This is a genomic window from Kitasatospora sp. NPDC002543 (assembly GCF_053594915.1).
In genome coordinates this window covers 42,007-54,510 of sequence record NZ_JBSFWR010000052.1, presented here as the reverse complement: position 1 = coordinate 54,510, position 12,504 = coordinate 42,007, and the positions used below count along the sequence as shown (strand labels likewise).

12 protein-coding genes and 1 pseudogene are annotated in these 12,504 nt (G+C 74.6%); 9 read left to right on the top strand and 4 right to left on the bottom strand.

Going from position 1 to position 12,504, the window contains the following annotated elements; translation table 11 throughout:
- Positions 1–243 (top strand): alpha/beta hydrolase (locus ACWD4P_RS22175; protein WP_449780732.1); only part of this gene is annotated, 243 nt, incomplete at its 5' end.
- Positions 244–312: 69 nt separating this feature from the next.
- On the opposite strand, the gene ACWD4P_RS22170 is transcribed toward ACWD4P_RS22175, so the two are convergent.
- Together ACWD4P_RS22170 and ACWD4P_RS22165 are read right to left on the bottom strand one after the other, a co-directional pair.
- The gene (locus ACWD4P_RS22170) at positions 313–879 is read right to left on the bottom strand and encodes a hypothetical protein (protein ID WP_449780731.1); all 567 of its coding nucleotides are present in this window, start codon (positions 877–879) and stop codon (positions 313–315) included.
- Complete coding sequence (locus tag ACWD4P_RS22165) at positions 867–2,009, bottom strand: serine hydrolase domain-containing protein (protein WP_449780730.1); 1,143 nt, start codon at positions 2,007–2,009, stop codon at positions 867–869. Before ACWD4P_RS22165 ends, ACWD4P_RS22170 begins: the two co-directional genes overlap by 13 nt.
- Before the next feature lie 416 nt (positions 2,010–2,425).
- Between ACWD4P_RS22165 and ACWD4P_RS22160 the strand changes: the two are divergent.
- Positions 2,426–3,136 (top strand): annotated as a pseudogene (locus ACWD4P_RS22160) (VWA domain-containing protein); the annotation flags it as partial.
- Positions 3,137–3,593: 457 nt separating this feature from the next.
- Positions 3,594–4,967 carry a pyridoxal-phosphate dependent enzyme gene (locus tag ACWD4P_RS22155; protein WP_449780729.1) on the top strand — a complete coding sequence of 458 codons (1,374 nt, stop codon included), beginning with the start codon at positions 3,594–3,596 and terminating at the stop codon, positions 4,965–4,967.
- A gap of 199 nt (positions 4,968–5,166) precedes the next feature.
- On the opposite strand, the gene ACWD4P_RS22150 is transcribed toward ACWD4P_RS22155, so the two are convergent.
- Positions 5,167–5,979: a TetR/AcrR family transcriptional regulator gene (locus ACWD4P_RS22150; RefSeq protein ID WP_449780728.1), complete on the bottom strand. Its 813-nt coding sequence runs from the start codon at positions 5,977–5,979 to the stop codon at positions 5,167–5,169.
- A 103-nt stretch (positions 5,980–6,082) separates the two neighbouring features.
- Here ACWD4P_RS22150 and ACWD4P_RS22145 point away from each other — a divergent pair, with 103 nt between their 5' ends.
- The 6 genes from ACWD4P_RS22145 (at position 6,083) to ACWD4P_RS22120 (ending at position 11,312) form a co-directional block, all read left to right on the top strand.
- The gene (locus tag ACWD4P_RS22145; protein ID WP_449780727.1) at positions 6,083–7,069 is read left to right on the top strand and encodes an ATP-binding cassette domain-containing protein; all 987 of its coding nucleotides are present in this window, start codon (positions 6,083–6,085) and stop codon (positions 7,067–7,069) included.
- Positions 7,069–7,908: an ABC transporter permease gene (locus ACWD4P_RS22140; protein ID WP_449780726.1), complete on the top strand. Its 840-nt coding sequence runs from the start codon at positions 7,069–7,071 to the stop codon at positions 7,906–7,908. Before ACWD4P_RS22145 ends, ACWD4P_RS22140 begins: the two co-directional genes overlap by 1 nt.
- A gap of 60 nt (positions 7,909–7,968) precedes the next feature.
- Complete coding sequence (locus ACWD4P_RS22135) at positions 7,969–8,955, top strand: aldo/keto reductase (RefSeq protein ID WP_449780725.1); 987 nt, start codon at positions 7,969–7,971, stop codon at positions 8,953–8,955.
- Positions 8,956–9,145: 190 nt separating this feature from the next.
- Positions 9,146–9,715 carry a TetR/AcrR family transcriptional regulator gene (locus tag ACWD4P_RS22130; protein WP_449780724.1) on the top strand — a complete coding sequence of 190 codons (570 nt, stop codon included), beginning with the start codon at positions 9,146–9,148 and terminating at the stop codon, positions 9,713–9,715.
- A gap of 77 nt (positions 9,716–9,792) precedes the next feature.
- Positions 9,793–10,404: a DUF4188 domain-containing protein gene (locus tag ACWD4P_RS22125; RefSeq protein ID WP_449780723.1), complete on the top strand. Its 612-nt coding sequence runs from the start codon at positions 9,793–9,795 to the stop codon at positions 10,402–10,404.
- 197 nt (positions 10,405–10,601) lie between these two features.
- On the top strand, positions 10,602–11,312 hold the full coding sequence (locus tag ACWD4P_RS22120) for a C39 family peptidase (RefSeq protein ID WP_449780722.1): 711 nt from the start codon (positions 10,602–10,604) through the stop codon (positions 11,310–11,312).
- 70 nt (positions 11,313–11,382) lie between these two features.
- Here ACWD4P_RS22120 and ACWD4P_RS22115 read toward each other — a convergent pair whose 3' ends face one another.
- A complete protein-coding gene (locus ACWD4P_RS22115; protein ID WP_449780721.1) occupies positions 11,383–12,234 on the bottom strand; it encodes an SCO6745 family protein in 852 nt (283 codons plus the stop codon).
- Positions 12,235–12,504: the final 270 nt, after the last annotated feature.

The window sequence follows — 12,504 nt, the reverse complement described above, 5'->3', positions numbered from 1 at the left end:
CGGGACTGGCCGCGCGAGCCGGTCGCGCCGCTCCCCCCGGCGCACCGCAAGCTGCCCGACGTGCCGGTGCTGCTGCTCGGCGGCGACCGGGACCTCTCCACGCCGAACGAATGGCTCTACGAGCAGGCCGAGTTCACCCACCACCCGCGGATCGTGATCGTGCCCGGGGCGGCCCACTCGGTACAGACCCGGGCGGCCGACCCGGCCGGGCGGCAGGCCGTGTACGACTTCCTGCTGAACTGACACGCGGCCGGTGGCGGGCCGTCCCGCGCAGGGGGCGGAACGGCCCGCCACCGGCCCACCGCGGCCCTCCTACGGCTCGACCGAGCCCCAGCCGTCGTCGGGGAGCGAGCCGTCCGGCTCGGGGCAGTCGACGTGTTCGTAGCCCCACAGCACGGCCTTGTGCAGCATCCACTCCGGGAACGGCGGCTGGTCGTAGCCGTCGCGGTCGACGAGCACCAGCCCGACCCGGACCTCCTCGGCCGGCGAGAACTCCAGGGTCCGCTGGCCCGGGAGGTTCTCGTACGTGACCGTCCGCCAGGTGTGGTCGGTGGCGGTGAGCGCGGCCAGCAGCTCGGCCTCGGTGACGCCGGTGTCGAGCGTCACCGACTCGCCGCCCGGCCGCGGCAGGTCGAGCTCGCCGTGCCAGACCGGCAGGGACAGCGAGTGGAGCCGGCGGCAGCGGCAGAACACCGCCCGTACGTCGCCCCAGCCGAAGGCGTGCGGCCAATGGGTCTGCCGGTGGACGCGCCCGCCGTCCCAGGGCTCGCCGTAGCGGGCGGCGAGTTCGGGCAGCGAGGCGCCGTAGCGCAGCTCGCCGAGGCCGCCGGTGGTGGCCAGGGCGGTGACGAGCGGCAGGAAGCCCGTCAGCCCAGGCATGCCCGCACCGCCTCGATCAGCCGGTTCGCCCGGGCGTCGCCGTGGCCGATCATCCGGTTGGCGACGTAGGCGAAGCCGATGCCGAACTCGTCGTCCCCGAAGGCGAACTGGCCGCCGGCGCCGTCGTTGCCGAAGCTGCGCGCGCCGAGCAGCGGCCGGAAGGCGGGGGAGTCGAGCAGCACACCCGATCCCCAGCGGGCACCCAGGTCGAAGCCCAGGAAGCCCGCCCCGGAGGAGACTTCGCGCACCGCGTCGGCCACGGTGCCGGGGGAGAGCAGGCGGGGCGAGCCGTCCAGTCCGGTGGCCGCCGCCGCGTAGACGCCCGCCAGGCCGGTGGCCGAGGCGACGGCGCCCGCGCCGGGCAGCTCGATCGCGTGCAGGGCCGGGTCGTTCCAGCCGCGCGGCTCGTCCAGGCCGGGGAAGACCAGCGCGCCGTTCATGGTGACGATCCGGGTGAGCAGGTGCTCCGGGCCGGGCATCGGGCGGCGCCCCTCGGCCTCCACCAGCCTTGCCAGGAGCGGGAGTTCGCTCTCCGGCAGGCCGATCCGGACGGGCAGGCCGAGCGGCTCGGCGATCTCCTCGCGCAGGAAGGCGCCCGGGGTCAGCCCGGTGATCCGGCGGATCACCTCGCCGACCGCGAAGCCGAACACGTGCCCGTGGTACTCGTAGGAGGTGCCCGGCTCCCAGAGCGGCTGCTGCGCCTCGATCGCCCGGATCACCGGGTCCCAGGCGGCGATCTCCTGGAAGGAGAGCACCGCGTCCAGGGCCGGTATGCCGGCGCGGTGGCCGAGGATCATCCGGGTGGTGACGTCCTGCTTGCCGTTGCGGGCGAACTCCGGCCAGTAGCGGGCCACCGGTGCGTCCAGGTCGAGCCGGCCCCGCTCGGCGAGCAGGTGCGCGCAGAGGCTCACCGGGCCCTTGGCACAGGAGAACACCGGGACCACGGTGTCCTGTGTCCAGGCCCGCCCGGTGCGGTCGTCGGCCGTGCCGCCCCACAGCTCGACCACCTTGCGGCCGCCGGCGAACACCGTGACGGCGGCGCCGAGTTCGGGGAACTCGGCGAAGTTGGCGGCGAAGACGTCCGCGACGGCGCCGAAACGCTCGTCGGCCCAGCCCTGGTGCTGCTGCATGATGTGGTGCCCCGTTCTGCCCTCAAGATCGACCGAACCACGCTACGGGAGCCGGGCGGCCGTGACGAGGGGATTTCACCAGGCCGGGGCTGCTGGGGCGGATGTGGCGGACTCGCCCGCCGACGTGGTCGGGGTGGCACTTCGGGGCGGCGCGGGGTGCGGCCGCTCGGGAGGCGCGGTGCGCGGACCGGCCGCCCCGTTCACGCGGACGGCCCGGGACGGTCCGGCACGCGCGAGGACTTGCCGTCGCTCCGGACCACGTCGCAGAGTGTCCGGAGCGCGTCGAAGATCACGCGCCCCGGCAGCCCGGCGGTCCGGTCGTCCGGTCGTCCGGTCGTCCGGTCGGTCGTCGGTCTCGGCCGTCCGTCGGCCGCCGTCCGGTTGTCCGGTTGTCGCAGCGAGCGAGGGAGCGAGCCATGGCCGTCAGTCTGAGCAAGGTCGAGCGGAGCGCACCGGCGCTGGTGAGTCTCTACAAGACGGCCGGCGCCTCGGTGGAGCGGCGCGGGCTGGGCGGTCAGCGCTTCGCGGTGTACCTGGTGGTCGACTACTCCGGCTCGATGCGGTCCTACTACAAGGACGGCAGCGTCCAGGCGCTCGCCGACCGGGTCCTGGGCCTGTCCGCGCACCTGGACGACGACGGGAGCGTGCCGGTCGTCTTCTTCTCCACCGAGGTCGACGCCCAGGCGGAGATCGCCCTGGCCGACCACGCGGGCTGGATCGACCGGATCGTCGCGGGCCTCGGGCACATGGGGAAGACGAGCTACCACCTGGCGATGGACGCGGTGGTCCGGCACTACCGGGAGAGCGGTGCCACGGCGCCGGCCTTCGTGCTGTTCCAGACGGACGGCGGCCCGATCAGCAAGCGTGACGCCGAGAGGCGGCTGTGCGAGGCGGCGACGCTGCCGATCTTCTGGCAGTTCATCGGCTTCGGGGACCCGGACAGCCGTCAGTTCGACTTCCTGCGGAAGCTGGACGAGCTGCCGGTCCCGGAGAAGCGGCCGATCGACAACGCGGGCTTCGTCCACCTGGGGCGCGACCCCCGGACGGTCTCCGACGCCGAGCTGTACGACCTGCTGCTCACCGAACTCCCCACCTGGCTCGATGCCGCCCGGGCACAGGGCCTCGTCCCGGACGTCCCGGCGCAGCCGGTCGCCGCGGCTTCCTCGGGTTCCTCGGCGGCCTCGGCGGCCTCGGTGTCCGGGGCCGCCGGGGTCGCCGGGGCCGCTCCGGAGCAGCCGCAGCGCCGGGGCTTCTGGGCCACCCTGACCGGGGGCCTGGGGAGGGGCAGCCGTAGCTGATCGGGCCGGGCGGCAGGACCGCCGGAGCCGGTGTGCGGCCTGAAGCGCGGCAGAACCGGGGGGCGCGTACACGTCGCCACCCGCCCCCTTCCCGCTCTTGGCACAAAGGGGGGTGCGGCTGACGGAGCGGAGAGTGCGGCCACCGGCCCGCGCCCCTTCCGGCCGCCCGCGCCGTCCTGTGGTCCTCGGACAATGTTTCGGCCGGATGAGGGGAGGTGTCGCCACTGTCTACGAGCGCCCGGCCTGGGCAGGCTCGGACCGACAGTGTCGGCGAAAGGGGCCCACGATGGCCGCAGTTCACGAATCCGTCCTCGACGCGATCGGCGGGACGCCGCTGTTCCGCCTCGCCCGGCTCGGCGCCGGTCTCGCCGCGCCGGTCTATGCCAAGGCCGAGTTCCTCAACATCGGCGGCAGCGTCAAGGACCGCGCCGCGCTGTCCATGGTCCTGGCCGCCGAACGGGACGGCCTGCTGAAGCCGGGCGGGACGATCGTCGAGGCGACGTCCGGGAACACCGGTATCGGTCTGGCGATCGTCGGCCGTCGGCGCGGCTACCGGGTGATCGCCGGGTTGGCGGACAAGTCGTCGGCCGAGAAGGCGGACATCCTGCGCGCGTACGGCGCGGAGGTGGTGCGGGCGTCGACCGCGGTGCCCCAGGAGGACCCGCGGCACCTGTTCAAGGTGATGGAACGGCTGACCGAGGAGATCCCCGGGGCCTGGCTCGCCAACCAGTACGACAACCTGGCCAACCCCGATGCCCACCTCCGGACCACCGGCCCCGAGGTCTGGGAGCAGACCGGCGGCCGGGTCACCCACTTCGTCGCGGGCGTCGGCACCGGCGGCACCATCACGGGGACCGGCGAGTACCTCAAGGAGGCCTCCGGCGGCTCGGTGACGGTGGTCGGCGCGGACCCGGAGTCCTCCTCGTACGGGGGTGGCGACGGCAGCCCGTGGTACGTCGAGAGCATCGGGCACTACCTGCACCCGGACACCGTCGAGGACCGCTGGCCGCAGGCGCTGCGCTCGGAGGCGATCGACTTCTACGAGCGGATCCCCGACCGCGAGTCGCTGCTGACGGCGCGCCTGCTCGCCCGTGAGGAGGGCATCCTGGCCGGCCCGTCCTCCGGCACGGCGGTGGCGGCGGCGCTGCGGGTGGCCCGGCAGCTGGGCCCGGAGGACCTGGTGGTCGTGCTGCTGCCGGACTCGGGCCGCTCCTACCTGTCCAAGGTGCACAGCGACGCGTGGATGCGGGAGTGGGGATTCCTGGAGGACGGGGACGGCCTGCGGTCACTGCTGGAGGCCGCCGGACCGCTGGTGCCGGTGGCCGCCGACGCGACCGTCGGCGAGGCGCTGGAAGTGCTGCGGGACGCTCCGGGCGGCGTGGCCCCGGCCGTGCTGGCGCGGACGGAGCGGCCCTACGGGGTGGCCGCGACCGAGGTGGTCGGCTCGGTGTCCCGGGCGGCGCTGGAGGCGGCGCTCGCGGACGGCACGGTCAAGCCGGGTGACCCGCTGGGCGCGCTGCTCGGACCGGCGCTGCCCGCGGTCGGCGTCGGGCAGTCGCCGGCCGAGGCGCGGGCGGTGCTCGGGGGCGCCTGCCGGTCGGTGCTGGTCCTGGTGGACGGGCGGGTGGCGGGGGTGCTGCCGCGGGAGGTGCTCGGCTAGGACCTGCCCGGCGTCCCGGGGCCAGGGCGCCGGAACGGCCGACGGTGCCGGCCCTCTCCGGTCCCGGGAACGCGTCCGGGGCCGGGTCTCGGGACCGGGACCGCGTCCGGGGCTCGGGACCGGCATCGGCACCGGGGCTCGGGACCCGGCGTTCCGGGCCATGGCGTTCCGGGCCCCGGACCCTCCGGCGGGACCGGCCCTACCCGGCGGTCGGCGCCAGGATGGCGGAGAGCACCCGGTCCAGGGTGCGGTCGAACGCCCGGTCGGGGTCGGCGGGCGGGCCGGCGGTGGCGAACGCCTCGGCCAGGTGCGGGAATTCGCCGCTCGCCGCCGCCTGGCCGAGGTAACCGGCCAGCTCGGCCTGCCACTTGGCGCCGGCGGCCGCCGTCTGCTCGTACTGCGCGAACTGGCAGATGAAGCCGTTGAACAGCGCCATCGCCTCCATCCGGGTGCCGCCGGCGAGCCCGGTGGGGGCGGTGGCGGCCAGGAAGTGGTCGGTGTAGCGCAGGGCGTTGGGGCCGATGCCGGGGCGGGCCAGCACCAGCGCGGGCAGCCAGGGGTGGCGGCGGAAGATGGCGAGCTGCTGGTGGGCGAGTGCGGTGAGGTCGGCCCGCACGTCGCCGCTCGCCTCGGGCGGCAGCCGGTACTCGGCGGAGGTCGCGTCGAGCATCAGGTCGAGCAGGTGCTCCTTCTTCGGCACGTAGTTGTAGAGCGACATGGTGCCCGCGCCCAGCGCGGCGGCCACCCGGCGCATGGAGACGGCGTCCAGGCCCTCGGCGTCGGCGATCGCGATGCCCGCCGCGGCGATGGAGTCGCGGCTGTGGGCCGGGCGCGGGCCGCGGCCGGTGCGCTCGGGGCGCAGCCAGATCAGTTCGGGGGCCTCGGGCGGTACGGGCCGGTCGGGTCGCGGGGGCCGGTCCGGCCGGTCGGGACCGCCGGGGGACCGGCCGGGCGGTTCGGGCTCGCCGGACGACAGGGGCTCGCCGGGTGGTACGGGCTTGCTGGACGGCACTGGAAGATCACCTCGCTCACCCATCTTAGATACGTACGGCGTACGTAGTACGATGCGAGGGCGCGCGCTTCTACGTACGATGTACCTAGAGAGGGGTAGAGCCATGTCCGACACCCATCGACCCGCCGCCGGTACGGCGCCCGCCATCGAGATGGCGGGCGTGGCGAAGCGGTTCGGCACCACCGAGGCCCTGCGCGGCCTCGACCTCACCGTTCCGGCCGGCACCGTCTGCGGGCTGCTCGGCCCCAACGGCGCCGGCAAGACCACCGCCGTCCGCGTCCTCGCCACCCTGGTCGCCCCCGACCGCGGCACGGCCAGGGTCGCCGGACACGACGTCGTCCGCGCCGCCGAGGACGTCCGCCGCTCCATCGGCCTCGCCGGGCAGCACGCCGCCGTCGACGAGGGCGTCACCGGCGGCGACAACCTCCGGCTGCTCGGCCGGCTGCACCACCTCGGCGCCCGCCGGGCCCGGGCGCGCGCCGACGAGCTCCTCGACCGCTTCGGCCTCACCGAGGCCGCCGACCGGCTCGTGCGCACCTACTCCGGCGGCATGCGCCGACGCCTCGACCTCGTCGCCAGCCTGGTCACCAGCCCGCCGGTGCTGTTCCTGGACGAGCCCACCACCGGGCTCGACCCGCGCAGCCGGCAGGCGATCTGGGACACCGTCAAGGAGTTGGCCGACGGTGGCACCACCGTCCTCCTCACCACCCAGTACCTGGAGGAGGCCGACCGGCTCGCCGATGACATCGTGGTGGTCGACCACGGCGCCGCCATCGCCACCGGCCCGCCCGACCGGCTCAAGGCCGCGATCGGCAGCCAGGTCTCCGTCACCCTGGCCGACCCCGGACGGCTCGCCGCCACCGCCGTGCTGCTCTCCTCGATGACCGGCGGCGACGCGCGGGTGGACGTCGCCGAACGGACCGTCACGGTGCTGACCGCCCCCGGGGTGTCCGTCCTGCTCCCTTCGCTGGTGCGGGAGTTGGACGGTGCGGGAGTCGTCGCCGAGGACATCGCGGTACGGGCGCCCTCGCTGGACGACGTCTTCCTGGCGCTCACCCAGGACTCCGCGACCACGGGGAAGGCCGCCTGATGACCACCGTGCACACCGGGTACGCCGCGCGCACCGCCGCGGCGCGTCCGTCCGCCGCCGCCCGGCTCGCCTCCGGCACCTGGACGTCGATGCTCCGCGTCCTTCTCAACTACCGCCACTCGCCGGGCCTGTTGGCCGCCTCGCTGGGGGTGCCGGTGGTGATGGTGGTGGTCTTCGGGTACGTCTTCGGCAGCGCCATGCGGGTGCCCGGGGGCGGCGACTACCGGGAGTTCCTGATGCCCGGACTGTTCGCCATGGTGGCCACCAACGGCATCATGCCCACCATGGTCGGCGCCGCCCGCGACGTCGGCCGCGGGGTCACCGACCGGCTGCGTTCCATGCCCGTCTCCCGCACCGGACTGCTGCTCGGGCAGACCCTCGCCGACCTGCTGGTCAGCGTGGTCGTCCTGGCGCTGCTGGCCGGGGTGGGGCTCGCCGCCGGCTGGCGCGCCCGGCACGGACTCGCCGACGCCGCAGAGGCGTTCGCGCTGCTGCTGCTCTTCCGCTTCGTGATGACCTGGGTCGGCACGCTGCTAGGACTGGCCGTCGGCAAGGAGGAGGCGGCCGGCCAGCTCGCCGTCGTCGTCTTCCCGCTCGCGATGGTCACCAACGCCTACGTGCCGACCGGCGGCATGCCCGGCTGGCTGCGCCTCCTCGCCGACTGGAACCCGGTCAGCTCCGTCGTCCAGGCCTGCCGGGAACTGTTCGGCAACCCCTCGGCGGCCGGCTCGGCCTGGCCGACGCAGCACGCCGTGCTCGCCGCACTGCTCTGGAGCGCGCTGCTGCTCGCGGCCTGCGTGCCGCTCGCCGTACGGAAGTTCGCCACCCACGGGCGGTGATCGGCCGCTTCCGGTGAAATGTGCTGGACACCGGGGCCGGTGGGACCGAAGGTGGGCGCCATGGAGTACACCCACCTCGGCCGCACCGGCCTGACCGTCTCCCGCATCTGCCTCGGCACCATGAACTTCGGCCCCCACACCGAGGAAGCCGAGGCGCACCGTCTCATGGACACCGCCCACGAGCGCGGCATCAACTTCTTCGACACCGCCAACAGTTACGGCCGCGACAGCGAGGGCCGGCTGCAGGGCCGCACCGAGGAGATCATCGGCCGCTGGTTCGCCAAGGGCGGCGGCCGCCGCGAGCGCACCGTCCTCGCCACCAAGGCCTACGCCGACATGAGCGACTGGCCCAACGAGGGCAAGCTCTCCGCGCTGGCCATCCGCAAGGCCGTCGAGGCCAGCCTGCGCCGCCTCCAGACCGACCACATCGACCTCTACCAGATGCACCACATCGACCGGGCCACGCCCTGGGAGGAGATCTGGCAGGCGATGGAGGTCCTGGTCGCCCAGGGCAAGGTCATCTACGTCGGCTCCAGCAACTTCGCCGGCTGGCACATCGCCCAGGCCCAGGAGGCCGCCCGCTCCCGGAACTTCCTCGGCCTGGTCAGCGAGCAGTCCCTCTACAACCTGATCGACCGCACCGTGGAACTGGAGGTCATCCCCGCCCTCCAGCACTACGGACTCGGGCTGCTCCCGTGGTCCCCGCTGCGCAGCGGCCTGCTCGGCGGCGTCCTGCGCAAGGAACGCGAGGGCACCAGGACCCGCAGCGCGATGGCCTACGCGACCGAACTGCTCGCCAAGCACCGCGACGCCATCCAGGCCTACGAGGACTTCGCCGCCGAACTCGGCGTCGACCCCGCCGACCTCGGCCTCGCCTGGCTCCTCTCCCGCCCCGCGGTCACCGCGCCCATCATCGGCCCCCGCACCGCGGCCCACCTCGACGCCGCCGTCGGCGTCCTGGACATCGAGCTCGACCAGAAGGCCCTCGACCGCCTCGACGAGATCTTCCCGGGCCACCGGCCCGCCCCGGAGGACTACGCCTGGTGAGGACCCGGGCCCCGGCCGTCGGCCCTGGGCATGTGCCGAGAGCCGACGGCCGGGGCCGTCCGGCTCCGCCCGACCGGTGGGTGCGACGGGAGCCGGGGAACGGCCCCGCTGTGGTAGCAAGGCGGGCATGAGGGAGCGGGAACGGGATCGGGAACGGGCTTACCACCACGGGGCGTTGCCGGAGGCGCTGGTGGCGGCGGCACTCGAGCTGCTGGACGAGCAGGGGCCGGAGAAGGTCAGCGTGCGGGAGGTGGCGCGGCGGGCCGGGGTCTCGCCGGGCGCGCCGTTCCGGCACTTCGCCGACCGCCAGGCGCTGTTGACCGCGCTGGCGGACCGCGTGCTGGCGGACTACGAGCGCTGGCAGGAAGCCCAGTTGGCGGCCGCGGACCCGGCGGACGGGTCCGCGATGCGGGTGATCGGACTGGGCTTCGTACGGTACGCGCTGCGCCATCCGCGGCGGTTCGAGCTGGTGCGCTCGCGGGTGTTCACCGCCGCCCGGGAGCCCGAACTGAGCGAGCGGCTGGACGGCATCGACCGGGCGCTCACGGACCTGATCGTCGCTGACCAGGTGGCGGGCCGGCTGCGCCCCGGCGATCCGCTGCTGCTCGCGCTGGCCGGACAGGCGCTGACGTACGGGCTGGCGCAGATGATCGTGGACGGCTACCTGCCGGCCGCCGCGGCGGAGGAGCTGGCCGGGCAGGTGCTTGACACCTTCGGCCAGGGTGTTGTCGCCAACAGGCAGAAGACGCAGCCGAATTGAGCGCGAGGAGCCTTGACCGGGCCATCCGGCGCTGATGTAATCGCCGCTTACACGGGCATGGGCGCAGGGAGGCAGAGATGTCCTTGTTCGCCAGGCCGCAGCCCGGCTACACCACCGCCGCCGCCACCGGCGACACCGTGGTGCTGCTGATCGGCATGCGGATCAACCGGTTCTGGGCCGTGCACCACTGGGGTCCGGTGATGTTCGCGATGTTCCGGATGCTGTACGAGCTGCGCCGCGGCCCCGACCGCGGCCTGCGCGGCCGCATCCTGCTGACCGCCTCGCCGCGCACCTACTACGTCGTCCAGTACTGGGAGTCGAAGGAGAAGCTGTACGGCTACGCGAGCGCGCCGGACGGCTTCCACCACACCGTGTGGGGCATCGCCAACCGCAAACTGCGGGAGGGGAAGGCGCGTGGGCACGTGGGGCTCTGGCACGAGACGTACATCGTGCCGCAGGGCGGGTACGAGTCGATCTACTTCGACATGCCGCCGTTCGGCCTGGCCCGCGCCACCGGCACGCTGCCGGTGGAGGAACGCGGCCGGCACGCGGCGCAGCGACTGGCCTACCGGGAGCCGGAGGCCGGCGACTCCGACGGCAGCGGCGACTCGGGCGGCAGCGGCGACTCCGACGGCGCCGCGAAGCGGGTCGGGGAGGCGGCCGTCGGTGACGGCCCGGCCGGCGCGTAGGTGGCGGTGACGGGGGAGGAGGGGGAGCCCGGCCCAGCGCGATCTTCCTCACCACTGCCTCCCCCGCCCCGGGCGCCGCGGAGCCCCTCGCCGGCGGCGTGACCACGGTAGGAGCCCCGGCCCGCAGGCCGCCTGAGTACGGCTGCTCAAGAGTGTCGTGAGTCGACCGGCGGGCCGGGGCGTGAGAGCGTCGGGGGATGGTGGATCAGGGGAACCGGCGGGCGGAGCGGCCGGCGCGGGTGGCACAGGCGCTCCGGGTGGTGCACGAGGTGCCGTACCTCGCGCAGTGGGAGTCCGCGGAGCTGGTGCGGGAGATCGTCGACGGGCGGCTGGACGCGTCCGCCGACCCGCGCTGGGGGCAGTCCGGCGCGGCCACCGCGGAGGAGTACGCATGGTGGTCCTGGCGGCTGTGCGGGGTGGCCTGCCTGCGGATGGCGCTCGCGCACTGGTGGGGTGTCAACCCGTCGGCGATGGCGCTCGCGGAGGAGTGCGTGGCGGCCGGCGCGTACCTGCGGGACGGCGAGGGCCTGCGCGGGCTGATCCACGCGCCGTTCGCCGAGTACGTCGAGCGGCGCTGGGGACTGGCCGCGCGGGCACGGGAGTTGACGCCGGCGGACGTGTCCGCCGAGGTGGCCGACGGCCGGCTGGTGATGGTCTCGGTGCACCCGTCGATCCGGGAGCCGCACGGGCCGGAGCCGGTGCGGCGCGGCGGGCACCTGGTGCTGGCGGTGGGCGCCACGGACACCGCGCTGCTGATCCACAACCCCTCCGGGTTCCCGGGGGAGTCGCAGTCCTTCGCGCGCGTGCCGTGGCGGTCGTTCGAGCGGTTCTACGCCGGGCGGGGCATCGTGCTCGGCCCGCCCGAGGGCGCGTCGGGGGCTCGCGGGGCGGTGCCCTCCGCGTCGTGAGGCCGGCCCGCGGGGTGGGAACGGGCCGCGCCGTGAGGGCGGCTTTCGCCCCGACGGCGCGGACCTGCCGTCACTGGTTGTCCGGCAGCCCCATCGGGTTGATCGGCAGCTGACCGCGACAGAGCATCGAGATCGGCTTCAACGCCGCCGCCAGCCGGTCGAGTTCGGCGCGCGGGTAGTCGTCCCAGACCCGGGCGGCGGCCAGGTCGGTGGCGGCCTCCAGGGTCTGGTGGCGGACCCGGCCCAGTTCGGTGACCGTCCCCTCGGCGGTCAGCCAGCCGCGCTCGACCAGACGCCCGGCGGCCGCCTCCCACTCGGCGTCCGTCCAGCCGCGCAACGGCTGGATCATCTCGCGCCGCATGTCCATCGCGCAGCGGACCACCAGGGCCTCGCAGCCGTCCAGGCCGGCCGCCACCAGGGCGGCCACGTGGCCGTCGCCGCGGTGCTCGCGCATCACGGTGGCGGCCTGCCAGAGCCGTTCGTGGAGACCGCTCGGGCGGGGGAGCGCGGCGTTGGCGCCGGCCAGCACCCGGCCGGCGCAGTCCAGCCGGGCGGCGGCCTTCTCCAGGCTCTCGGCGACCAGCTCGACCTGGTCCCGGTCCACGTGCTCCAGCAGCCGGCCGAGGATCGTCGCCGAGGCCTTCAGCCGGGCGGTCAGCGCCTCCTCCGGGCTCGCGTGGTTCCACGCCTCCGGCAGGGCGCGCTCGACCATCGCCGGGGCGAAGCTGAAGAACGCGGCGGTGACCGGCGGGGCGTCCACCGCGCCGAGCGGGGCCGCGCGGGTGGCGAAGTAGCCGTGCAGGCGGCCGCGCAGGCCGGCCTCCTCGAAGGCGGCCTGGCCCTCGGGCAGGAAGTAGGTGACGGCGTGCACCGGCTCGAAGAGCCACCACAGTGCGCGGGCGGGGTGGACGAGATCGGTCATCGGAGACCTTCCTCGGACGGAGCTCCGGGCGGACCGGGGAGCTCGGCTGGTCGGGGCGGTCCGGCGGGAGCCGCGCCTGGTGTTTCTGGCGTGCGGGCGTTCGTGCGTGCGGGGGCGTTCCCGCGCGGGGCGGTTGGGTGGGCCGTTCCCGCATGGACCGTTCCAGGGCTGATGACCACGGCGACGGCTCCGGTAACCCCGGGAGGGGTGTGATGACGGTCACGCGGGGGCGGCGCCGTACGGTCGGCGCCGGTGCGGCACGGGATGATG

Excerpts from the sequence above, each read along its gene's own strand:
- ACWD4P_RS22170 (WP_449780731.1), bottom strand. The coding sequence starts at position 879 with ATGCCTGGGCTGACGGGCTTCCTGCCGCTCGTCACCGCCCTGGCCACC.
- ACWD4P_RS22165 (WP_449780730.1), bottom strand. The coding sequence starts at position 2,009 with ATGCAGCAGCACCAGGGCTGGGCCGACGAGCGTTTCGGCGCCGTCGCG.
- ACWD4P_RS22155 (WP_449780729.1), top strand. The coding sequence starts at position 3,594 with ATGGCCGCAGTTCACGAATCCGTCCTCGACGCGATCGGCGGGACGCCG.
- ACWD4P_RS22145 (WP_449780727.1), top strand. The coding sequence starts at position 6,083 with ATGTCCGACACCCATCGACCCGCCGCCGGTACGGCGCCCGCCATCGAG.
- ACWD4P_RS22140 (WP_449780726.1), top strand. The coding sequence starts at position 7,069 with ATGACCACCGTGCACACCGGGTACGCCGCGCGCACCGCCGCGGCGCGT.
- ACWD4P_RS22135 (WP_449780725.1), top strand. The coding sequence starts at position 7,969 with ATGGAGTACACCCACCTCGGCCGCACCGGCCTGACCGTCTCCCGCATC.
- ACWD4P_RS22125 (WP_449780723.1), top strand. The coding sequence starts at position 9,793 with ATGTCCTTGTTCGCCAGGCCGCAGCCCGGCTACACCACCGCCGCCGCC.
- ACWD4P_RS22120 (WP_449780722.1), top strand. The coding sequence starts at position 10,602 with ATGGTGGATCAGGGGAACCGGCGGGCGGAGCGGCCGGCGCGGGTGGCA.
- ACWD4P_RS22115 (WP_449780721.1), bottom strand. The coding sequence starts at position 12,234 with ATGACCGATCTCGTCCACCCCGCCCGCGCACTGTGGTGGCTCTTCGAG.